The organism is Streptomyces sp. NPDC006610 (assembly GCF_040611575.1).
In the GTDB taxonomy this organism is placed as follows: domain Bacteria; phylum Actinomycetota; class Actinomycetes; order Streptomycetales; family Streptomycetaceae; genus Streptomyces.
The window spans coordinates 125,215-146,656 of record NZ_JBEXOP010000003.1 but is presented as its reverse complement, the minus strand read 5'-3'; the positions used below and the strand labels follow the sequence as shown (position 1 = coordinate 146,656).

Here is a 21,442-nt window from a genome sequence, read left to right as displayed (position 1 = left end):
TCCTCTCCCGCTGCGGGGAACTACAGATACAACCCCGTCGAGTCCTCGGACCCCTCGAACCGGTCCGCGGCCACGGCGTGCAGATCGCGCTCGCGCATCAGCACGTACGCCACGCCCCGCACCTCCACCTCGGCACGGTCCTCCGGGTCGTACAGAACCCGGTCCCCGGGCTCCACCGTCCGCACGTTCTGCCCCACCGCCACGACCTCCGCCCACGCCAGCCGACGGCCCACGGCCGCCGTGGCGGGAATCAGAATGCCGCCGCCGGAACGCCGCTCACCCTCACTGGTGTCCTGCCGCACGAGCACACGGTCGTGCAACATCCGGATGGGCAGCTTGTCGGGATGGGTGCTGTCGTCGTTTCTGTTGGCGCTCACGCCTGTGAACCTACCTGCCTCGGCCGAATGCGTACGCGAGAGGGTCGCATCAGCGCCGACGCCGCCGGCCGCCGGCCACGAACAGGCCGACCACGCCCACGGCCACCAGCGCGACGGGCAGCACACGCGACATCCGGGGCGCGCCCTCCTCGTCCACGAACTGCGCCCGCACGTCCGTCAGCGCCCGGTTCACCTGGACGTACGCCCGGCCCAGCGTGTGGTCGATGTTCGAGGCCACCTTGGCCTTGGCGTCCCCGACGATCGTCTTCGGATGCACCCGCACCCCGATCTCGTCGAGCGTCTCGGCCAGCATCGCCCGGCGGCGCTTGATGTCCGCCTCGATCTGCGCCGGGGTTCTCGTGTCCGACGTGTCCGCCACGGTGGGGCCTCCGAAGTCAACCGATGCATGCTTCTTCCGGACAGTCTGTCAGTTCCCCGGCGGCCCGCACCGTGCACACCCCCGGTTACGCTGGTCCGATGAGCGAGCGACTCCAGCCCGGGGACGTGGCCCCCGACTTCACCCTGCCCGACGCCGACGGCAACGACGTCTCCCTGGCGGACCACCGGGGCCGCAAGGTCATCGTCTACTTCTACCCGGCCGCCCTGACACCGGGCTGCACCAAGCAGGCCTGCGACTTCACCGACAACCTCGACCTCCTGGCCGGCGCCGGCTACGACGTCCTCGGCATCTCCCCGGACACCCCCGAGAAGCTCGCGAAGTTCCGCGAGAAGGAGTCCCTCAAGGTCACCCTCCTGGCCGACCCGGACCACAAGGTCCTCGACGCGTACGGCGCGTACGGCGAGAAGAAGAACTACGGCCGCACCTACCTGGGCGTCATCCGCTCCACGATCGTGGTGGACGAGGAGGGCAAGGTCGAGCGTGCCCTGTACAACGTCCGCGCGACGGGGCACGTCGCCAAGATCATCAAGGATCTGGGCGTCTGACCGTCCTCGTCCTTCCGCGACTCCCAACGGCTCGCACCGGCATCTCCGGTACGGGCCGTTCCACTTTCCGTGCGTGACCGTCCGATAAACGGTTCGTTACTCCGTACGAGATCACGAACGGGTGGTCGAGAAACGGAGGGGTCTCGATGGGGGCCAGTGCGTACACCAGGGAGCGGCTGGAGGAGGCGGCTCGGGGGGCGCGGAATCTCTCGGAGGCGTTGGTGAGGTTGGGGGTGGATCCGAGGAGTTCGACCCGGAGATACGTCTGGGAGCGCATGAACAAACTCGGAGTGGATGTCTCCCACTTCGAGCCCGAAGTCAAGTGGAACCGAGAGGTGCTCCAGGCAGCCGTCTCGGCGTCGACGAACATGTGCGAGGTGCTGCGCCGCCTCGGACTCGAAGTCGTCGGCGGGCATCACACGCACATCAGCCGCCGGGTCAAGGCGTACGGGATCGACACGTCGCATTTCCGGTTTCCGTCCCAGCGGGGCAAGCCACGCAGCCCTCGCACTCCGGAGGGCCTCCTCGTCGAACAACCCATGGGCGAGGCCCGGCGCATTCCCAGCGACCGCCTCAGGTGGGCGATGGCGGCCATGGGGGTGCCGGAACGCTGCGCTTTCTGCGGCACGGACGCGTGGTGGCGCGGTCGGCCGCTTCCCCTGGAAGTCGACCACATCGACGGCAATTGGCGGGACAACCGCATCGGGAACCTGCGGCTGCTCTGCCCGAACTGCCACTCCACGACGGACAACTACCGCGGCCGGGGCAAGGGGCGCGGAAGCCGATGAGCCGCGGCGTGCGGTACACCCGCGAGCGACTGGCCAAGGCCGCCGAGCAATGCGCCAGCCTTGACGAAGTGATCGCCTTCTTCGGCACACGGCCCTACGGCTCACTCCGGCGATACCTCGTCAAGCGGTTCACCGACTTCGACATCGACATCTCGCACTTCCGATACCGCGGAAGGCTCACCAAGCAGCGCACACGCCCCACCAGCGACGCGCTGCGCATAGCGGTGGAGGGGTCCACGTCCATCGCCGAAGCCTTACGTCGCCTCGGCCGCCCGGACAATGTCAGCCAGCGTGCGATGTTGCGGGAGTGGATCACCGACGAGGGCCTCACGACCGACCATTTCCTGGGACGGGCGCAGCACCGCGGCAAAGCGCGCCCCCACCTCGCCAAGCAGCCCGAAGACATCCTCGTCAAGCACGACGGCAAAGGCCGCACGAAGTCCGCGCTGCTGCGTCGAGCCCTCCATGCGATCGGCGTACCGGAACGATGCGACGACTGCGGCATCGATCCCCAGTGGTTCGGCAAACCCATGACCCTCGAGGTGGATCACATCAACGGAGACTGGAGCGACGACCGGCGGGAGAACCTTAGGTTGCTGTGTCCGAACTGCCACGCGGTAACCAGTACCTGGTGCCGCGGAGGGCCCAGTAAAGTGGTCCGCAGCCAGGCGCCCGTACGCCAACGGCCGAGCGGCGATCTTTAGGTGGTCGTGTTTGTCGGTTCGAATCCGACCGGGCGCACGTGAGAAGGCGCCATCCCCGCGATGTTCAGGGGTGGCGCCTTCGGCGTGCTCAGCCCAGCAGCTCCCTGACCACCGGCACCAGCGCCCGGAACGCCTTCCCCCGGTGGCTGATCGCGTTCTTCTCCTGCGGCGTCAGTTCCGCGCACGTCCTCGTCTCGCCCTCCGGCTGGAGGATCGGGTCGTAGCCGAAGCCGCCCGTGCCGGCCGGGGTGTGGCGGAGGGTGCCGCTCAGGCGGCCCTCGACCACGCGTTCCGTGCCGTCGGGGAGGGCCAGGGCGGCGGCGCAGGCGAAGTGGGCGCCGCGGTGTTCGTCGGCGATGTCGGAGAGCTGGGCGAGGAGCAGGTCGAGGTTGGCCTGGTCGTCGCCGTGGCGGCCGGACCAGCGGGCGGAGAAGATGCCGGGGGCGCCGCCCAGGACGTCGACGCACAGGCCGGAGTCGTCGGCGACGGCGGGCAGGCCGGTGGCCCTGGCGAGGGCGTGGGCCTTGAGCAGGGCGTTCTCGGCGAAGGTGATGCCGGTTTCGCGGACGTCGGGGATCTCCGGGAAGGCGTCCGCGCCGACGAGGTCGTGGGTCAGGCCTGCGTCGGCGAGGATCGCCTTCAGTTCGGTGAGCTTGCCGGCGTTGCGGGTGGCGAGGATCAGGCGGGTCATGGGCACCAGTATCAGGGGGTGCAGACCTTCGTGAGTTCGCCGGCCGCGTCGGTGACGGGGCTGATGTCGGGGGTCTCGTCGCCGTTCTCGACGGCCGTGCGGACGTTGTTCACGGCCTGTTCGAGGTCCTGAACGGCCTTTTCGACGTCGGCGTTGTCGGTCTTGTCGCCGATTTCGCCGAGGTTCTTCTCGATGGCGTCGAGGGATTCCTGCAGTTGTGTCGGGTCGTTGGCGGCGGACTCGACGGCCTGCTGGAGGTCGGTGACGCTGTCGGCGATGGCGTCGGCGGTCTGGACGCAGTCGAGGGCCTTGTCGACGGCGGCGCAGCCGGTGGTGAGTCCGGCGGTGAGGGCGATCGCGGCCATGGTGGCGGCGACGGCTGCGGTGCGGCGACGGCTGCGGCTCGCGGCCATGGAACGGTTCCTCCCTGCTGGCCCGGGTGGGCCACTGTCGGCTGGCCGGGCGCGCGGGGTTGAGCCGTGCGCCCGTGGTTGTTCAGACGCTGTGGTGGGCGGCGTGGTTGCCACCGGCCGCCGCCCGTCCCGCGGTTTTCTAGAGTTCGAGTGCGGTGCGCTGGAGTGCGGCGAGTTCGGTGCAGCCGGTGACGGCGAGGTCGAGGAGTGCGTCGAGTTCCTGGCGGGCGAAGGGTTCGGCTTCGGCGGTGCCCTGGACTTCGACGAAGCGTCCGTCGCCGGTGCAGACGACGTTCATGTCGGTGTCGGCGCGTACGTCTTCCTCGTAGCAGAGGTCGAGGAGGGGGGTGCCGGCGACGATGCCGACGGAGACGGCGCTGACGGTTCCGGTGAGGGGCTTGCGGCCGGGCTTGATCAGTTTCTTGCCCTGGGCCCAGCCGATGGCGTCGGCGAGGGCGACGTAGGCGCCGGTGATGGCGGCGGTGCGGGTGCCGCCGTCGGCCTGGAGGACGTCGCAGTCGAGGACGACGGTGTTCTCGCCGAGGGCTTTGTAGTCGATGACGGCGCGCAGGGAGCGGCCGATGAGGCGGGAGATCTCGTGGGTGCGGCCGCCGATGCGGCCTTTGACGGCTTCGCGGTCGCCGCGGGTGTTGGTGGCGCGGGGGAGCATGGCGTATTCGGCGGTGACCCAGCCTTCGCCGCTGCCCTTGCGCCAGCGCGGCACGCCTTCGGTGACGGAGGCGGTGCACAGGACCTTGGTGTCGCCGAAGGAGACGAGGACGGAGCCTTCGGCGTGCTTGCTCCAGCCGCGTTCGATGGTGACGGGGCGGAGCTGTTGGGGGGTGCGGCCGTCGATTCGAGACATGGGGTGAGCCTAGTGGCATGCGGAAGGGGCCCTTCCCCGGCCGGTGGCGGGAATGGGCCCCTGGGTGGGCCGGTGGGGCTCACATCATGTCTTCGATGTCCGCGGCGATGGGGTCGGCGTCGGTGCCGATGACGACCTGGACGGCGCTGCCCATCTTGACGACGCCGTGGGCGCCGGCGTTCTTGAGGGCGGCGTCGTCGACCAGGGAGGCGTCGTTGACTTCGACGCGCAGCCGGGTGATGCAGCCCTCGATCTCCTCGATGTTGTCGATGCCACCGAGCCCGGCGACGATCTTCTCAGCCTTGCTGGCCATGTCCTTCTCCCTGGTGCGCGGTCGCTTTGTGGCAGTAACCCACAGTCGGCCCATCTTCGCGAGCGGCGGTCCGGTGGGTGCCGTGATGATGGCGCCACGGTGGCGGACCTCCGGCGACTGGTCTACACCACGGGGTGGACGGTCGCCAAACGTCGGGGAAGTGCGGGTTCCTCTTCCTTGCCGCGTCGTGCTACAACAGGTCTACACCAGTCTGGTGTAGACCATCTCCGCGTACTGCCCTCATGGGCGGCGCCTTGCCTCCCCCGGTCCTCGGCCGGGGGCACCCCCAGGAGGAAGTTGTGACCGACGCCGGCGCCGCTCCCGCGGCCGACGAGAAGAAGAGCCGGGGCTCCCGCGTGATGGCGCAGCTGCAGCGCATCGGCCGCAGCCTGATGCTGCCGGTGGCGGTGCTGCCGGCGGCGGCGCTGCTGGTTCGCTTCGGCAACGCGGACATGCTGGGCGACCCGGAGTACCCGGCCTTCCTGACGAAGATCGCGGGCTTCATGACGGCCGGCGGCAACGCCATTCTCGACAACATGGCGCTGCTGTTCGCGGTGGGCATCGCGATCGGCTTCGCGAAGAAGTCGGACGGTTCGACGGCCCTGTCGGCGGTGGTCGGCTACCTGGTCTTCAAGAGCGTGCTGGGCACCTTCACCGACGGCAATCTGCCCAAGAAGGAAGCCATAGTCGACGGCAAGATCGTCATGGTGGAGCAGGCGGTGGACGCCAAGGTCCTCGGCGGCGTCGTCATGGGCCTGGTCGTCGCCCTGCTCTACCAGCGTTTCCACCGCACCAAGCTGCCCGGCTGGGCGGGCTTCTTCGGCGGCCGTCGCCTGGTCCCGATCCTGTCGGCCTTCGCGGGTCTGGTCATCGGCATCGTCTTCGGTTACATCTGGCCGGTTCTCGGCGCGGGTCTGCACAACTTCGGCGAGTGGCTGGTCGGCTCGGGCGCGGTGGGCGCCGGCATCTTCGGTGTGGCCAACCGTGCGCTGATCCCGGTCGGCATGCACCACCTGCTGAACTCCTTCCCGTGGTTCCAGGCGGGCGAGTACGAGGGCAAGAGCGGCGACATCGCCCGCTTCCTGGCCGGCGACCCGACGGCGGGCCAGTTCATGACCGGCTTCTTCCCGATCATGATGTTCGCGCTGCCCGCCGCCTGCCTGGCGATCGTGCACTGCGCCCGCCCCGAGCGCCGCAAGGTCGTCGGCGGCATGATGTTCTCCCTGGCGCTGACCTCGTTCCTCACCGGCGTGACCGAGCCGATCGAGTTCACGTTCATGTTCATCGCGCCGGTGCTCTACGCCGTTCACGCCGTCCTCACCGGCGTCTCGATGGCGCTGACCTGGGCGCTGGGCATGAAGGACGGCTTCGGCTTCTCGGCCGGTGCGATCGACTTCGTCCTGAACCTGGGCATCGCGACCAACCCGTGGGGCCTGGCCCTGGTCGGCGTCGGCTTCGGTGCGGTGTACTACGTGGTCTTCCGCTTCGCGATCACGAAGTTCAACCTGCCGACGCCGGGCCGCGAGTCCGACGAGGAACTGGCCGAGCTGCAGAAGGCGGAGGCCAAGTAGCGGCGGGCCGGAACATGCGTGCCGAGGGCCCCGGATCGGACGGATCCGGGGCCCTCGGCCTGTCCGCGGCTAGATGTCGTACGACCGTCCCGGCGCCGCCAGCTCGACCGGCCCGCGGTACACCGCGCGGGCGTCGGCGAGGTTCACCTCGGGGTCGGTCCACGGGGGGATGTGGGTGAGGAGCAGGCGGCGGGCGCCCGCCCGGGTCGCCGTCTCTCCCGCCTCGCGGCCGTTGAGGTGGAGGTCGGGGATGTCCTCCTTGCCGTGCGTGAAGGCGGCCTCGCACAGGAACAGGTCGGCGTCCCGGGCGAGTTCGTCGAGGGCCGCGCTGACGCCGGTGTCGCCGGAGTAGGTCAGGGTCCGTCCGCCGTGCTCGACGCGGATGCCGTACGCCTCCACGGGATGGGCGACCCGCTCGGTGTGCACCGTGAAGGGGCCGATGTCGAAGGTGGACGGCTTGACCGTGTGGAAGTCGAAGACCTCGCTCATCGAGGAGGCCGAGGGCGTGTCGGCGTACGCGGTGGTCAGGCGGTGTTCGGTGCCCTCGGGGCCGTAGACCGGGAGGGGGGCGCAGCGCCCGCCGTCGTGCCGGTAGTAGCGCGCCACGAAGTAGGCGCACATGTCGATGCAGTGGTCGGCGTGCAGGTGGCTGAGGAAGATCGCGTCGAGGTCGTAGAGACCGCAGTGGCGCTGCAGCTCGCCCAGGGCGCCGTTGCCCATGTCGAGGAGCAGCCGGAAGCCGTCGGCCTCTACGAGGTAGCTCGAGCAGGCCGATTCCGCGGACGGGAACGACCCCGAGCAGCCGACGACGGTGAGCTTCATGAAGCAGAAACCTCCGCTGGCGGATGTGAGAAGACGGGGGTCGTGCGGTCCGTCGAGCGTAAGGCGCGCAGCCTCCGGTCGCTCCTCCGCCAGGGGGCGTTGTGGGCGAACTCACCTGTGCTGTCACCGGTTCGGCTGGCTGCGGGGCGTGTGGGGCGCACGGGAGGGCGCGGGGCGGGCTGTGCGCCGGTACGGTCGTCGTATGGACACGTCCTGGTGGCCGGCGGTGGCGGCGGTGGTGCTGCTCGCGGTGGCCGCCGTGCTCGCGGGCGGCTGGAGGCGGCGTCCGGCGGGGCGGCGGACCCGGCCGCCGGGGCGGGCGGAGGGGCCGGCGGGGCGGCCGCGGGCGGCGGAGATCTGGTGGGCGAACGTGCCCTACGAGGACGGTCCGGGGGCGAAGGACCGGCCGTGTCTGGTGCTGGCGGTGCGCGGGCGGCGGGCCACGGTCGCGAAGATCACCAGTAGGTACCGGGACGAGCGGTGCGGGGTGATCCCGTTGCCGCCGGGGTCGGTCGGGGACGCGCGGGGGCGGGCGAGCTTCCTGGAGACGGACGAGCTGCGGGAAGTGCCGGTGGGCGACTTCCGGCGCCGGGTCGGGGTGGTGGACCCGGTCCTGTGGGACCAGGTCCGCCACCTCACGACGTAGCGCTCACGCCCACAGCTGGCCCTGGAGGACCTCGATGGCCTCTTCGGTGGTGGCGGCGGTGTAGACGCCGGTGGAGAGGTACTTCCAGCCGCCGTCGGCGACGACGAACACGATGTCCGCGCTCTCGCCGGCCTTGACGGCCTTGTTGCCGACGCCGATCGCGGCGTGCAGCGCGGCGCCGGTGGAGACGCCCGCGAAGATGCCCTCCTGCTGGAGCAGCTCGCGGGTGCGGGTGACGGCGTCGGCGGAGCCGACGGAGAAGCGGGTGGTGAGGACGGAGGCGTCGTACAGCTCGGGGACGAAGCCCTCGTCGAGGTTGCGCAGGCCGTAGACGAGGTCGTCGTAACGCGGTTCGGCGGCGACGATCCTCACGTCCGGCTTGTGCTCGCGCAGGTAGCGGCCGACGCCCATGAGGGTGCCGGTGGTGCCGAGGCCGGCGACGAAGTGGGTGACGGACGGCAGGTCGGCGAGGATCTCCGGGCCGGTCGTGGCGTAGTGGGCGCCGGCGTTGTCCGGGTTGCCGTACTGGTAGAGCATCACCCAGTCGGGGTGCTCGGCGGCGAGTTCCTTGGCGACGCGGACGGCGGTGTTGGAGCCGCCGGCGGCCGGGCTGGAGATGATCTCGGCGCCCCACATGCCGAGCAGGTCCCGCCGTTCCTGGGAGGTGTTCTCGGGCATGACGCACACCATGCGGTAGCCCTTGAGCTTGGCCGCCATGGCGAGGGAGATGCCGGTGTTGCCGGAGGTGGGCTCCAGGATGGTGCAGCCGGGGGTGAGCCGGCCGTCCTTCTCCGCCTGCTCGATCATGTGCAGGGCGGGGCGGTCCTTGACGGAGCCGGTCGGGTTGCGGTCCTCCAGCTTGGCCCAGATCCGGACGTCGGCGGACGGCGACAGCCGCGGCAGGCGCACCAGGGGGGTGTTGCCCACCGCGGCCAGCGGGGAGTCGTATCGCATCGCCGTCAGGCCATGCCGCCGGCCACGGCCGGCAGGATCGTGACGTTGTCGCCGTCGGTGAGCTTGGTGTTGATGCCCTCGAGGAAGCGGACGTCCTCGTCGTTGAGGTAGACGTTGACGAAGCGGCGCAGCTGGTCGCCGTCCACGATGCGGGCCTGGATGCCCGAGTGGCGGGTCTCGAGGTCGGCGAACAGCTCGGCGAGGGTCTCCCCGGCGCCCTCGACGGCCTTCTGGCCGTCGGTGTACTGGCGGAGGATGGTGGGGATGCGGACCTCGATGGCCATGGCTCAGGGCTCCTGTCGGGAGAAGTCAGGTCGATAAGGCGCGCGGCGGCGCAGATACAGCAGGTCGTGCGTATGAGGGCGCCGCGGCTCACGGCCGTGCGGCGGCAGGGTCCGGCGTCAACAGATGGCGCTGGCGAGCCTGCACAGATCGACGTGCAGCCGCGCCACGAGCAGCGTGCCCGGCGTCTTTTCGCTCACGTCGTGGAAAACCATGGGCTCATCGTATCGATTCCCGGTCCGGCTCCTGGAATGTGATCCCATCCTTCGGACAGATTTCATCCGAAGTACGAGATCGCTGCGACAAGGGCGTGAGTTCGGCGGCGGCGGTCGGGCGCGGTCAGTAGCTCTCGACCACCTTGACCTCCTCTTCCGTGACCTCTCCCTCGACGATCCGGAACGAACGGAACTGGAACGGGCCGGCCTCGTCGGTGTCCGCGGTGGAGACGAGGACGTAGTGCGCGCCGGGCTCGTTGGCGTAGGAGATGTCGGTGCGGGAGGGGTAGGCCTCGGTCGCGGTGTGCGAGTGGTAGATGATCACCGGCTCCTCGTCGCGGTCGTCCATCTCGCGGTAGAGCTTGAGGAGATCGCCCGAGTCGAACTCGTAGAAGGTGGGCGAGCGGGCGGCGTTGAGCATGGGGATGAAGCGCTCGGGGCGTCCCGAGCCCACCGGTCCGGCCACCACGCCGCACGCCTCGTCGGGGTGGTCCGCGCGGGCGTGGGCGACGATCTGGTCGAACAGCACCTGGGTGATGGTCAGCATGGTGGTCAGGATAAGCGGACGGGCCGCCCTGTACCGAGGGCTGGTACGGGGCGGCCCGCATGCCGGACGCGGTGCCGTCGACCGGCGACTTCGCCGAGGGCTCGGCGGTCGGTCGCCGGCGGCTCGGCGGTCGCCGGTCGAGGGCTCGACGGCCGCCCGCCGGCGGCTCCCGGCGGCTCGTCAGCCGAGCGGGCCGGGCTGCTCCGGGGTGCGGCGTTCGGCGATCCGCGGGTTGCGGACCTTGAGGACGGACCAGCCGATCCACAGGGCGACGGCCCAGCCGGCCATCACGATCAGGCTGACGCGGGCGTCGGCGTCGCAGACGATGATGCCGGTCACGAAGATCAGGAACGCGATGGCGATGTACGAGCAGACCGCGCCGCCCGGCGCCGGGAAGGAGGAGGCCGGCAGCCGGCCCGCCTCGACCGCGCGGCGGTACAGGACGTGGCTGACCAGGATCATCAGCCAGGTCCAGATGCCGGCGGCGACGGCGACGGAGGTGACGTAGCCGAACGCCTTCTCCGGGACGACGTAGTTGAGCACCACGCCGATGCCCATGAACAGCACCGAGACGGTGATGCCGAGGGCGGGGGTGCGGGTGGCGGAGAGCTTGGTGAAGACGCGCGGGGCCTCGCCGTTGTCGGCCAGGGTGCGCAGCATGCGGCCCGTGGAGTACATGCCGGAGTTGCACGACGACAGGGCGGCGGTGAGGACCACGAAGTTGACGATGCCGGCGCCGGCCGGGATGCCGATCTGGGCGAAGGCGGCGACGAAGGGGCTCACGCCGGGTGCGAACTCGGTCCACTTCACCACGCAGAGGATGACGGTGAGGGCGCCGACGTAGAAGAGGGCGATCCGCCAGGGCAGGGTGTTGATGGCCTTGGGGAGGGTCTTCTCGGGGTCCTCGGACTCGCCGGCGGTGACGCCGACCAGCTCGACGGCGAGGTAGGCGAACATGACGCCCTGGAGGGTCATCAGGGAGGAGCCGACGCCCTTGGGGAAGAAGCCGTCGAAGGCCCAGAGGTTGGAGACGGCGGCGGTGTCGCCGGCCGCGCTGAAACCGAAGGTGAGCACGCCGAGGCCGATGACGATCATGCCCATCAGGGCGGTGACCTTGACCATCGAGAACCAGAACTCGATCTCGCCGAACAGCTTGACGGAGATCAGGTTGGCGGCGAAGAGGATCACCAGGAAGACCAGTGCCGTGACCCACTGGGGGACGGCCGGCCACCAGTAGTTGACGTAGATCGCGGCGGCCGTCAGCTCGGCCATGCCGGTGACGACCCACATCAGCCAGTACGTCCAGCCGGTGAAGTAGCCGAAGAACGGGCCGAGGAACTCGCGGGAGTACTCGGCGAACGAGCCCGACACGGGGCGGTAGAGCAGCAGCTCGCCCAGGGCCCGCATGATGAAGAAGATGATCACGCCGGCGAGGGCGTACATCAGGATCAGACTGGGCCCGGCCTTGGCGATGTTCGCCCCGGCGCCCAGGAAGAGGCCGACGCCGATGGCGCCGCCGATGGCGATCATCTGGACCTGGCGGCTGCCGAGTCCGCGTTCGTAGCCCTCTTCCGAGGTGTGCTGGTTGTCGACCTTCACGGAGGCCATGCAGTGCGCCTTTCTCCATCCCGCCCCGCGGCCTCTCGTCGGCCTCGGACCGGGTCACGATCCCCCCGGATGTTCTGGAGCTGTTGCCTGGCCGACGGTCGTCGGCTCGGTGGCGCACCCGGCGGGACATGGGTGGTGTCGCCGGGCGGTCGTGAAGATTTATCACGGCGGCGGCAGCCGGTATCCGAGGCGCGTGTGGCGCACGGCACAGGAAAAAGGGGCAAAGCGCACCCGAGGGGTGCAAGGGCGGCCGGAGCGTTGACGGGATCGTTATCCGGATTTGAGCGTCCGCTGAGCGAACAGCCTGCCCGGAGATGTCACGTCATGTCAGGGCATGAGCGTCGTGACCAGGGTCTCCTGGAGGCCGCCGAGCCAGAGATAGGCCATCACCATCGGCTTGCGCGGGTCCTCGTCCGGCAGCCGGTAGAGCAGGTCGGTGTCGTCCTCGTCGGTGATCTCCAGCCGGGCGGCGATGGCCAGGCGCAGGTCGTTGAGGGCGCCGAGCCACTGCCGGGACTGGTCCGGGGAGAGCTGGAGAACGGCGCCGCCGTCCTCGCCGGGAGCCAGGGCGTCCAGGGTGCGGATGACCGCGAGGGCGTTGTCCCGCTTGCCGGCGCGCAGGTCGTTCTCGGTGTAGCGGCGGAACTCGGCGGAGTACGCCTTGCGCTCCTCGGCGTCCACGGCGGAGTCGGGCGTGCGCTCGGGGTCGGTGTAGGCGTCGGGGAAGAGGCGGCGCAGCACCGGGTCGGAGGGGGGCTCGCTGGGGCCCTCGGAGAACAGTTCGGCGAGCGGGTCGGCGTCGGCGTCCTCGGCGGGGCCGGGACCGATGAGCTCCAGGAGCTGCAGGGCGAGGGAGCGGATGATGGAGATCTCGACCTCGTCGAGCGCGACGGCCGCGCCGCCGCCGGGGAGCGGTTCGAAGGTTCCTGGCATGGCGGCGTTCGCTACTTCCGGTCCTGCTGGAGGGTGGCCCACAGTCCGTAGCCGTGCATGGCCTGCACGTCGCGTTCCATCTCCTCGCGACTGCCGCTGGAGACGACCGCCCGGCCCTTGTGGTGGACGTCGAGCATGAGCTTGGTGGCCTTGTCCTTGGAGTAGCCGAAGTACGTCTGGAAGACGTACGTCACGTAGCTCATGAGGTTGACCGGGTCGTTGTGGACGATCGTGACCCAGGGGACGTCCGGCTCGGGAACGGCAGAGACCTCCTCCGCCGACTCGGTGCGTTCGATCTCGATGGGAGCGGCTGACGTCACCTCTCCATGCTGCCATGCCCGCCACAAATCGTCACACTGACGAGAATGGGGTATCCTTCTTGCCATGAACACAGCGGACCTTGGGCTGCCGGTGGAAGTCCCCTCGACGGCTCTTTTCACGGACCAGTACGAGTTGACGATGCTCCAGGCCGCCCTGAAGGCGGGCACCGCCGGGCGGCGCAGCGTTTTCGAGGTCTTCACCCGGCGGCTGCCGGAGGGGCGCCGGTACGGCGTGGTGGCGGGCACCGGGCGGGTGCTGGACGCCGTGGAGAACTTCCGCTTCGACGCGGACGTCCTCGGCTTCCTGGGCGAGCGGGGCATCGTCGGCCCCGAGACCCTGGAGTGGCTGGCCGGATACCGGTTCACCGGCGACATCTGGGGCTATCCGGAGGGCGAGGTGTACTTCCCGGGCTCGCCGGTGCTGCGGGTGGAGGGCAGCTTCGCGGAGTGCGTGCTGCTGGAGACGGTGATCCTGTCGATCCTCAACCACGACTCGGCGATCGCCGCCGCCGCGTCCCGGATGTCGTCGGCGGCCGGGGACCGCCCGCTGATCGAGATGGGCGCCCGGCGCACCCACGAGCTGGCCGCGGTGGCCGCCGCCCGCGCCGCCTACGTCGGCGGCTTCTCCTCGACCTCGGACCTGGCGGCCGGTTTCCGCTACGGCATCCCGACGGTCGGCACCTCCGCCCACGCCTTCACCCTCCTGCACGACCGCGAGCGGGACGCCTTCCGGGCACAGGTCAACACCATGGGCCGGGGCACCACCCTCCTGGTGGACACCTACGACGTCACCGAGGCCGTCCGCACGGCCGTGGAGGTGGCCGGTCCCGGGCTCGGCGCGGTGCGGATCGACTCCGGCGACCTGCTGCTGGTCGCGCACCGGGTGCGCCGGCAGCTGGACGAGCTGGGCGCCACGGACACGCGGATCATCGTCACCTCGGACCTGGACGAGTACGCCATCGCCTCGCTGGCGGCGGCGCCCGTGGACGCCTACGGGGTCGGCACCCAGCTGGTCACCGGCTCCGGGCACCCCACCAGCTCGATGGTCTACAAGCTGGTCGCCCGCGCCGCCTCCGCCGACCCGGACGCGCCCCTGGTGCCGGTGGCCAAGAAGTCCACGGGCGGCAAGAGCTCCCTCGGCGGCCGCAAGTGGGCCGCGCGCCGCCCCGACGAGCAGGGCGTCGCCGAGGCCGAGGTCGTCGGCACCGGCCCGGTCCCGGCGCATCTCGTCGACCACCTGCTCCAGGTGCAGCTGGTCAAGGGGGGCGAGGTCCTCACGCGCGAGCCCCTGGACGCACCCCGCGACCGCCACATCGCCGCCCGAGCCGCCCTGCCCCTGTCCGCCACGCAGCTCTCCCGCGGGGAGCCGGTCCTGCCCACGGAACATGTGCACGGCGAGTAGACGGGGTACCCGGACATCCGGCGCGCCGCCCCTGCGCGGCCGGATGCTTCCGGAGAGCCCCTCCCGTACCACCCGCGCAGTCTCTAGGCTCGGGAGTCCAGACCCCGGCCCCCGTACCCCGCCCACCGCAATCCTCAGCCGAAGGACACCGACCATGCGCCGCGCCTTGATCGTCGTTGACGTGCAGAACGACTTCTGCGAGGGGGGCAGCCTCCCGGTGGCCGGCGGGGCCGACGTGGCCGCCGCGATCACCGAGCTGATCGGGCAGGCCCCCGCCGGCTACCGCCATGTCGTGGCCACCCGCGACCACCACATCGCCCCCGGCGGCCACTTCGCCGACAACCCCGACTTCCTCCACTCCTGGCCCGCGCACTGCGTCGCGGGCACCGAGGGCGTCGGATTCCACCCGAACTTCGCCCCGGCGATCGCCTCCGGCGCCGTCGAGGCCGTCTTCGACAAGGGCGCCTACGCCGCCGCCTACAGCGGCTTCGAGGGCACCGACGAGAACGGCGTCGCCCTCGCCGACTGGCTGCGCGAGCGCAGCGTCGACGAGGTGGACGTCGTCGGCATCGCCACCGACCACTGCGTACGGGCCACCGCCCTGGACGCCGCCCGCGAGGGCTTCCGCACCCACGTCCTGCTCGACCTGACCGCGGGCGTGGCCCCGGACACCACCGAGCGGGCTCTGGAGGAACTGCGCGCGGCGGGCGTGGAACTGACGGGGAAGCCGGTGGTCAGCCGGGGAGCCGCTCAGTAGCCGGGGGCCGGGGGCTCACGCCGACGCCGCCGGCCTGCGCAGGAGGGCGCGGATCGGGTGCCAGAGTTCGGTGATCGTCACCCCGGTCTGCGGGGCCGTGCGCCATATGAGGCCGTCGGGGTGGTGCAGGACCGCCGTGATCTCGTCCGGGGTCGGCGGGGCCGCGTTGCCCCGCAGGTAGACCGCGCGCAGTCCCAGGTTGCGCAGCCTGGTCAGGGCGCGCGCCCGGTTCTGGGCGTGGACGAGGACCCGGACGCCGGCCGGACCTCCGGCGGCGGGGCTGGGCAGGTTCAGCGCCACCACCACCGATCCGTTCGGCAGCTTGCAGAAACCTCCTGCGGCCATGCGCGTCATACCCCCGTGCGTGTCGGTGTCAATAAGAGAGCCACAGCACGCACCTAAACACGATCGGCGGCAACCCGCCAAGGGGTTGCCGCCGATACGCGTCTGACCTGCGGATATACCGGTTACCGCAGGGCGGGGCCGACCTCGAGCGAGATCGTCGAGCCGTTCAGGGCCTCCTTGACGATCCTGATCTTGGTGTTGGTGTCAGTGATCTTGACACCGGCCCGCGGGTTCGTCTCGTCGTAGTAGTCGTTCAGGTGGTCGTTGAAGACCGGAACGCCCTTCGACGACGGGATGGTGGTGGGCACGCCCGCCTTGTGCAGCGTCATGCCGTCCGTGCGGTAGAGGCTGAACGGCGAGTCGTAGGCCTGGATGCGGGCGCGCATCAGCGTGCCGTCGGACCACTTCAGCGCGGTCGGGTGGGAGTCCACCGGCAGCAGCAGGCCGGTGCCCGGGTGCTGACTGGTGTTGTTGTCCTTCTGGGAGGTGTCCCACTTCCAGATCAGCAGGCCGTTCTGGTACGCGTAGTGCTCCACCCAGTCCGGACGGTCCGCGAAGCCGAAGTTGTACGGGCCGACCTTCAGGGTCTTGTCGTACGACACGTACTGACGGTTCTCGGCGATGTAGTACTGGGCGTAGTCCTCGGTGAACGAGGCGCCGATGCGCGAGAAGCCGTTGGCCGTCCAGGCCGCGTCCGCGCTCTCCGCGTTGTCCGTGAACAGCGCGGCGCCGTCGGCGGTGACGGTGATGCGGTCCGCCGCGAAGCCCTTCTGGGCCACGCCGCCGTCGGTGGCGTAGCGGAAGCGCAGGTCGATCTTCTTGCCGGCGTAGGCGTCCAGCGAGAAGGCGAGCGGCTTGTAGCCGTCGACCGTGCCGGTCAGGGCCGGCTTGCCGCTGCCGTCACGCGGGATCGGCTGACCGTCCACGGTGCCGTCGACCGCCGTCCAGTTGGCGCCGCCGTCCGTGGAGACCTCGGTGTAGAGGTAGTCGTAGTCGGCCTCGATGTCGTACCAGCCGTCCAGGGTCAGGCTCGCCGACGTCTTGCCGGTCAGGTCGACCGAGCGGGTCAGGGTGTTGCGCAGGTCGTCGCCGCTGCCGCTCCACCACTGGGTCGCGCCCTCGGCCGGGGTGACCACCTCGGTGGTGACGGCCTTCTCGGGCAACTCGACCACGAGGGCCTGCTTGTTCTCGGTGTTGTACTCGGCGACGCCCAGCTTGTGGCGGGACTTGGTCCCGGCCTTGGCCACGTCGTAGTCGAGCCAGCCGAGCTGGAGCTTGTCCCAGGCGGTCATGTCGCCCGGCAGGTCGCCGATCTCGTTCCGGCCGGTGCCGAGCCAGGAACCGGACGACATCAGCGTCCAGAAGCCGGTGGAGTTCTCGCCGCCGTTGGTGTCGTAGTGGTCCGGCAGGCCGAGGTCGTGGCCGTACTCGTGGGCGAAGACGCCGAGTCCGCCGTTCTCCGGCTGGATGGTGTAGTCGCCGACCCAGATGCCGCTGTCGCCGATCTGGGTGCCGCCGAGGCGGTTGCCCTCGGGGCCGGTCGCGCCGGCGTCGGTGCCGAAGGCGTACCAGCGGTGCGCCCAGATGGCGTCCTCGCCCTGCGCGCCGCCGCCCGCGGACTCGTCCTCGCCGGCGTGCACGATCTGGAAGTGGTCGATGTAGCCGTCGCGCTCGTTGAAGTCGCCGTCGCCGTCGTGGTCGTAGCGGTCCCACTGGTCGTACTCGGCGAGCTGCGCCTTGATCTCGGCGTCGGTCTTGCCGGCGGCCTTCTGCTGCTCGACCCAGGCGGTGACGCCGTCCTGCACCGCGAACCAGGCGCAGTTGTCCGGGTCGCACTTGTTGGAGCCGTAGCGGGCCTCGTTGTAGGGGACCTTGACCCAGTCGGAGACCGTACCGTCGATCGAGTAGCGGCCCGAGGACTGCTTCTCGTAGTAGGTCTTCATCGAGTCGGTGCCGTCGCCGAAGTACAGCTCCTGGAAGTGCTCGCGGTTGTAGTCCGCCTTCCAGGCCGTGCTGTTGTCCTTGGTGCGGTCCGGCTCGGCGATCTGGTTGTGCAGCGGGCCGGGCGTGCCGCCGTAGCGGCTGTCGATCTTGTCGCCGAACTCGACCAGGATGGTGAAGATCTTGTCGGTCTTCTCCCGGCCCAGCTCGACGTACTTGCTGCCGCCCCGGCCGCTCTCCAGCTCCACGACCTTGGAGCCGTCGCGCTCCTTGACCTCGGCCTCGCCGGAGATGACCTGCTTCAGCGCCTCTTCGCGCTGGGCCTCGACCGTCTCGGTCAGCGGACCGGACAGGTTGTGCTTCTCGTGGTCGTGGGGCGCGGCCGGGTCGTGCCGGTCGACGGAGCCGGCCTTCACCGGGGTGGCCGAGTCGGCCTGCGCCACGGTGAGGCTGGAGATCGTGGCGGTGGCCGCCGCGAGTGCGACCGCGGTCGCGGCCGTTCTGAACTTCCAGGATCTGCTGGACACTTGGTGGGTTCCTCCCCCGCGTCCGGGCGCGCGAAGGAAGGAACCAGTGAGATGTGGCTGCCTGCGCGCGCGTAATCAACGCGTGTAGTCAAGTGACGACATTGGACTAGAGGTTGCCCGGAAAAGACAGACCTTGACTTGCGCAGGTCAAGTGCATTATGCGGGAACCCCGGTCCGCTGACCGGACGAGGGACCACACGGGGACCACGCAGGGGCCGCACGGGGACCATACGGGGGGGGTGCCCGGTCGCGAGCCGGTCCGACGGTCCCTGCGCCGGACCCCGCGACGGACCCCGCGGGCGAACCCGCCGACCGCTCCTGCGGACGGCCCCTCAACCGGCGCGTGGGGCCGTCCGCTTGGCGGACGCCATGAATCGGTGCGCCCCCTGTGCTCCGGCACTGTTGGTCATCTCACGCTTACGGTTAGTCCCGCTCGGGCATGCAGGCGAATAGATTGAACCGGTATCACGACGACACCCCCGTTTCCTCGAGGACACGATTGCCATGCCTCGTCCGACTGCCGCACAGCTCGTCTACGGCACGTTGACCGTGATCTTCTCGGCGCTCGCCATGCTGCTGCTCTCCGGGGCGACTTCGGGCCCGGGGGTCGCGGTCGTCGCCGTCGCGGCGCTCCTGCTGGGGCTGCTGGTCGCCCTGCGGGCGCCCGCGCCGAAGCGGGCCTCCTCGGTGGTGGCCTCCTCCGTCCCGGCGCCGGCGCCCGAGCCGGTACGGGAGCCGACCCGCCTCAATTCGTAGCGACGACGACCGTTTTGGCCGCCTTGTCGTGCAGGCCCTGCTTGTACGGCTTGTCGAAGAAGCTCCAGCCGCCCGAGATCGCCGTCCAGATGCAGGCGCAGCAGAAGGCGAACGGGATCCACAGCACCGCGGCCCGGATCAGCGCGGTCTGCACGGAGGGGTTGGCTCCGTCGTCGAGGTTGGCCACGCGCAGGTTGAGCCACTTCTTGCCGAGGGTCTGCCCGGTCCTGGCGGTCATGACGGTGTCGTACGCCATGTAGAGCACGAGGGCGATGAGGGACTGGCCCAGCGACTTGCCCACCTCTGCGCGGTCGCCGCCGAATTCGTACTCGTTGACGTTGAAGCCGAGCGTGAGAAGCCAGACGACGATGCCGACGAGGATGAGGTCGATGATCCGGGCGAGGGTGCGTTTGCCGCTGTCGGCGAGCGGGGGCATGCCGGCGAGCGGGTCGGTGGGGTAACCACCGCCGCCGTACGGGTCACCGCCGTAGGGGCCGCCGCCGTAAGGTCCGCCGCCGCCGTAGGGGCCGCCACCGCCGTTGTACGGGCCGCCGCCCTGGGGTCCGCCGGCGCCGGGCGGGGGTGGCGGCTGGCCGCCGCCTCCGGGCGGGTCGTACGGCGAGCCGGCCCCCTGGCCGGGCGGGGGCTGCTTCCTGAAACGGTCGTCGTCCGGCGAGGGCCCGCCGGCGCCGGGGGGCGGTTCGGTGCTCATGGCCCGAGTGGATCGCGAAGATCAGCTCTTCGCATCCGACGGGCGGCCGTCCGAGGGACCGTTTCAGCCCGCTACGAACGTATGCGCGGCCTTGTCGTGCCAGCACTGCCGCCAGGGCTTGTCGAACAGGCACCAGGCCACGCCGATCAGGCCGAGGCCGAGCAGCCCCGGCACGCTGTAGACGAGCCACCGGCGCAGGGCGGCGCCGAAGGACGGGGGTTCGTGGGCCTCGATGTCGCGCACCTCCAGGCCGAGCAGCCGCTTGCCCAGGGTGCGGCCCCACTTGGCGGTGGGCAGCGCCTCGTAGAGCACGCCGGTCAGGAGGAGGACGGCGAGGACGGCGCCGAAGTAGACGGACGTCGTGCCGTCGAGGAGCCAGACGGTGACCGTGCGGCCGGAGAGCTTGGCCTCGTCGATCTTGCCCTGGATGTGGTCCGCCGCCTGTGCGCCGAGCGGGACGGCGGCGGCCGAGGTGACGGCGACGACGACGAGGCTGTCGATCAGCCGGGCGGCCAGCCGCCTGCCGAGCCCGGCGGGACGGGCGGAGGCCTGACGCCGGGCGGCGGCCTGGAAGACGTCCTCGACGGGGGGCTTCCAGGGCGCGACGGGCTGCTGCTCGTCGCCGGGGAGCCGGTGCACCTGCTGGGGCCAGGAGGCCTGCCCGCCGCCGGGGCCGGTGGTGACGGGGGTAGCGGGGGCGGGGGCCTGCCGGGGCACGCCGGAAGGGGCGGACCGGGGCGTGTGCTGCCCGCCGCGCGGGGAGACGGCCCGGAAGGTCATGGTCCCGCGGTCCTCCTCGGCAGCCGTGTCCGCAGCGGGCGCGCCGCCCTTGGGCCTGCGGAACACGAAGGTGCTGCCCGAGTCGACGTCGCCACCGCCCGGACCGGAGCCGTCCCCGGCCGCGGTGTGCGCGGCGGAGGCGGCGGGCGCCTCGGGAGAAGAGGCGGGCCAGGCGGGCGCGGGCGACGGGCCCGTGCCCGTCACGGACGGCGCCGGCCCGCCGGGCCACGCGGCCGCACCGGTCCCGGACGGTCCGCTCGCCCCGGAGACCCTGCCGTCGCCGGCCTGCCCGGCGAGGTGCCCGGACGGTCCCGGCCGGGCGGCCTCGGCGGAACCGGCCGACGCGCCGGCCCCGGCCGAACCGGCGAGCGCGGTGGGGGATGCCTGGGTCACGGGCCCCGTCGCCTCGGCGGGGGAAGGCCACGCGGGCGTGGCGGACCCCGCCGACCCGCCTCCGGGCCGGGCGTCCCCGGCGTCACCGAAGCGGCCGGCGGCGGCCTCGTCGGCCGCACCGGCCCCGTCCGGCCGCACCGGTCCGGCGGAGCCGTCCGAGGCGTGGGCGGCACCGGGCCCGGTCGCGCCCGCCGCTGAGGAGCCGTGCCCCGCGCCCCCGGCAGAACCGTTCCCGCCGTCCTGCCCCGCCGGCACCCGCGGATCGGTCCCCTGCGGCGCGCCCCACGCCACCCGGCGGTCCTGGTCGCCGCCGAAGCCCGACTGGTGGAGGCGGTCCGCGCCCCACGCGGCGGCGGGCTCGGGACGGCTGCCGTGGCGGGCGTCGGCGGGCCCGGCCTCGTCGAAGAAGTGCGGGCCCGTCTCCTCGACGGGCGCCGTGGAGGGCGGCGCCAGGACCTCGCCCTCGGACGGGGCCGGGCGGCTGGTGCCCGGGACCCAGTTGGCGCCGTTCCAGTACCGGACGTATCCGGGGATGGAGGGGTCCGGGTAGTAGCCCTCGCGGGGCCGGTCGTCTCCGGGTGCCGGGGTTGGGGCGCTCATGTCCGTCGTCCCGTATCTGCTCGGGGGTGTGATGGGGGCCTCCACATCTATCAGACCGGGGCAACCGGTATGGCCCGTCCGGCCGTACCCACTCCTTTCGAGCGCCGTTTCGCTACCGCGCGCACGCCGTCGCCGTGACGCTGGAGAAGAAGCCGGAAAAAAGTTCGCCGAACCCGCGTAATGCTCGTGGCCTCCCGCCCTCTCCCTCGTGCGGGCCCGCACCGGGGCCTCGGAA

At 70.9% G+C, this 21,442-nt stretch carries 26 protein-coding genes and 1 tRNA gene; 9 read left to right on the top strand and 18 right to left on the bottom strand.

All coding sequences use genetic code 11. From position 1 onward, the window contains the following. Positions 1-20: 20 nt before the first annotated feature. A complete protein-coding gene (locus ABZY13_RS03845) occupies positions 21-377 on the bottom strand; it encodes a co-chaperone GroES (protein WP_356627258.1) in 357 nt (118 codons plus the stop codon). Between the two features lie 49 nt (positions 378-426). After that, positions 427-756, bottom strand: coding sequence for a DUF3618 domain-containing protein (locus ABZY13_RS03840; protein WP_356627257.1), 330 nt, complete (start codon positions 754-756; stop codon positions 427-429). Between the two features lie 98 nt (positions 757-854). Between ABZY13_RS03840 and bcp the strand changes: the two genes are divergently transcribed. From bcp to ABZY13_RS03820, 4 genes are all read left to right on the top strand, one after another. Further along, on the top strand, positions 855-1,322 hold the full coding sequence (gene bcp / locus ABZY13_RS03835) for a thioredoxin-dependent thiol peroxidase (protein ID WP_356627256.1): 468 nt from the start codon (positions 855-857) through the stop codon (positions 1,320-1,322). Between the two features lie 146 nt (positions 1,323-1,468). Continuing rightward, positions 1,469-2,110 (top strand): HNH endonuclease signature motif containing protein, encoded by a 642-nt coding sequence (locus tag ABZY13_RS03830; protein ID WP_356627255.1) that lies wholly within the window; start codon positions 1,469-1,471, stop codon positions 2,108-2,110. After that, complete coding sequence (locus ABZY13_RS03825; protein WP_356627254.1) at positions 2,107-2,814, top strand: HNH endonuclease; 708 nt, start codon at positions 2,107-2,109, stop codon at positions 2,812-2,814. Before ABZY13_RS03830 ends, ABZY13_RS03825 begins: the two co-directional genes overlap by 4 nt. Continuing rightward, positions 2,779-2,851, top strand: a tRNA-Leu gene (locus ABZY13_RS03820). Before ABZY13_RS03825 ends, ABZY13_RS03820 begins: the two co-directional genes overlap by 36 nt. A gap of 51 nt (positions 2,852-2,902) precedes the next feature. On the opposite strand, the gene rdgB is transcribed toward ABZY13_RS03820, so the two are convergent. The 4 genes from rdgB to ABZY13_RS03800 form a co-directional block, all read right to left on the bottom strand. Next, entirely contained in the window at positions 2,903-3,505 is a 603-nt protein-coding gene (gene rdgB, locus ABZY13_RS03815) for an RdgB/HAM1 family non-canonical purine NTP pyrophosphatase (protein WP_356627253.1), read from the bottom strand. Positions 3,506-3,516: 11 nt separating this feature from the next. Beyond that, positions 3,517-3,918 (bottom strand): hypothetical protein, encoded by a 402-nt coding sequence (locus tag ABZY13_RS03810; protein WP_356627252.1) that lies wholly within the window; start codon positions 3,916-3,918, stop codon positions 3,517-3,519. A 139-nt stretch (positions 3,919-4,057) separates the two neighbouring features. Then, entirely contained in the window at positions 4,058-4,783 is a 726-nt protein-coding gene (rph, locus tag ABZY13_RS03805) for a ribonuclease PH (protein WP_356627251.1), read from the bottom strand. Between the two features lie 79 nt (positions 4,784-4,862). Then, positions 4,863-5,150: a PTS glucose/sucrose transporter subunit IIB gene (locus ABZY13_RS03800; protein ID WP_356627250.1), complete on the bottom strand. Its 288-nt coding sequence runs from the start codon at positions 5,148-5,150 to the stop codon at positions 4,863-4,865. 245 nt (positions 5,151-5,395) lie between these two features. Here ABZY13_RS03800 and ABZY13_RS03795 point away from each other — a divergent pair, with 245 nt between their 5' ends. Beyond that, a complete protein-coding gene (locus ABZY13_RS03795; protein WP_356627249.1) occupies positions 5,396-6,667 on the top strand; it encodes a PTS transporter subunit EIIC in 1,272 nt (423 codons plus the stop codon). Positions 6,668-6,736: 69 nt separating this feature from the next. Here the strand turns inward: ABZY13_RS03795 and ABZY13_RS03790 are convergent, their stop codons facing one another. Then, positions 6,737-7,489 (bottom strand): MBL fold metallo-hydrolase, encoded by a 753-nt coding sequence (locus ABZY13_RS03790; RefSeq protein ID WP_356627248.1) that lies wholly within the window; start codon positions 7,487-7,489, stop codon positions 6,737-6,739. 202 nt (positions 7,490-7,691) lie between these two features. On the opposite strand from ABZY13_RS03790, the gene ABZY13_RS03785 reads away from it, so the two are divergent. Continuing rightward, complete coding sequence (locus ABZY13_RS03785) at positions 7,692-8,135, top strand: type II toxin-antitoxin system PemK/MazF family toxin (RefSeq protein WP_356627247.1); 444 nt, start codon at positions 7,692-7,694, stop codon at positions 8,133-8,135. Positions 8,136-8,138: 3 nt separating this feature from the next. Here the strand turns inward: ABZY13_RS03785 and ABZY13_RS03780 are convergent, their stop codons facing one another. From ABZY13_RS03780 to clpS, 7 genes are all read right to left on the bottom strand, one after another. After that, entirely contained in the window at positions 8,139-9,089 is a 951-nt protein-coding gene (locus tag ABZY13_RS03780; RefSeq protein WP_356627246.1) for a cysteine synthase, read from the bottom strand. A 5-nt stretch (positions 9,090-9,094) separates the two neighbouring features. Then, positions 9,095-9,373 (bottom strand): MoaD/ThiS family protein, encoded by a 279-nt coding sequence (locus ABZY13_RS03775; RefSeq protein ID WP_356627245.1) that lies wholly within the window; start codon positions 9,371-9,373, stop codon positions 9,095-9,097. Between the two features lie 117 nt (positions 9,374-9,490). Beyond that, a complete protein-coding gene (locus ABZY13_RS03770) occupies positions 9,491-9,586 on the bottom strand; it encodes a putative leader peptide (protein ID WP_328363763.1) in 96 nt (31 codons plus the stop codon). A 124-nt stretch (positions 9,587-9,710) separates the two neighbouring features. Further along, positions 9,711-10,133, bottom strand: a complete 423-nt coding sequence (locus ABZY13_RS03765; protein ID WP_356627244.1) for a M67 family metallopeptidase — start codon at positions 10,131-10,133, stop codon at positions 9,711-9,713. A gap of 180 nt (positions 10,134-10,313) precedes the next feature. Then, the gene (locus ABZY13_RS03760) at positions 10,314-11,741 is read right to left on the bottom strand and encodes an amino acid permease (protein WP_356627243.1); all 1,428 of its coding nucleotides are present in this window, start codon (positions 11,739-11,741) and stop codon (positions 10,314-10,316) included. Between the two features lie 327 nt (positions 11,742-12,068). Then, complete coding sequence (locus ABZY13_RS03755) at positions 12,069-12,674, bottom strand: DUF2017 domain-containing protein (RefSeq protein WP_356627242.1); 606 nt, start codon at positions 12,672-12,674, stop codon at positions 12,069-12,071. Between the two features lie 11 nt (positions 12,675-12,685). Continuing rightward, positions 12,686-12,994, bottom strand: a complete 309-nt coding sequence (clpS, locus tag ABZY13_RS03750; protein WP_356627241.1) for an ATP-dependent Clp protease adapter ClpS — start codon at positions 12,992-12,994, stop codon at positions 12,686-12,688. 64 nt (positions 12,995-13,058) lie between these two features. Between clpS and ABZY13_RS03745 the strand changes: the two genes are divergently transcribed. Then, a complete protein-coding gene (locus ABZY13_RS03745; protein ID WP_356627240.1) occupies positions 13,059-14,396 on the top strand; it encodes a nicotinate phosphoribosyltransferase in 1,338 nt (445 codons plus the stop codon). Positions 14,397-14,550: 154 nt separating this feature from the next. Next, positions 14,551-15,153: an isochorismatase family protein gene (locus tag ABZY13_RS03740; protein ID WP_356627239.1), complete on the top strand. Its 603-nt coding sequence runs from the start codon at positions 14,551-14,553 to the stop codon at positions 15,151-15,153. Between the two features lie 15 nt (positions 15,154-15,168). Here ABZY13_RS03740 and ABZY13_RS03735 read toward each other — a convergent pair whose 3' ends face one another. Further along, a complete protein-coding gene (locus tag ABZY13_RS03735) occupies positions 15,169-15,498 on the bottom strand; it encodes a hypothetical protein (protein WP_356627238.1) in 330 nt (109 codons plus the stop codon). Positions 15,499-15,620: 122 nt separating this feature from the next. Next, positions 15,621-17,966, bottom strand: a complete 2,346-nt coding sequence (locus ABZY13_RS03730; RefSeq protein WP_356627237.1) for an immune inhibitor A domain-containing protein — start codon at positions 17,964-17,966, stop codon at positions 15,621-15,623. Positions 17,967-18,470: 504 nt separating this feature from the next. On the opposite strand from ABZY13_RS03730, the gene ABZY13_RS03725 reads away from it, so the two are divergent. After that, entirely contained in the window at positions 18,471-18,722 is a 252-nt protein-coding gene (locus tag ABZY13_RS03725; protein WP_356627236.1) for a hypothetical protein, read from the top strand. Here ABZY13_RS03725 and ABZY13_RS03720 read toward each other — a convergent pair. Together ABZY13_RS03720 and ABZY13_RS03715 are read right to left on the bottom strand one after the other, a co-directional pair. Further along, on the bottom strand, positions 18,712-19,434 hold the full coding sequence (locus ABZY13_RS03720) for an RDD family protein (RefSeq protein ID WP_356627235.1): 723 nt from the start codon (positions 19,432-19,434) through the stop codon (positions 18,712-18,714). The two genes, ABZY13_RS03725 and ABZY13_RS03720, sit on opposite strands and share 11 nt — an antisense overlap. A gap of 63 nt (positions 19,435-19,497) precedes the next feature. After that, a complete protein-coding gene (locus tag ABZY13_RS03715) occupies positions 19,498-21,207 on the bottom strand; it encodes an RDD family protein (RefSeq protein ID WP_356627234.1) in 1,710 nt (569 codons plus the stop codon). Positions 21,208-21,442 lie beyond the last annotated feature (235 nt).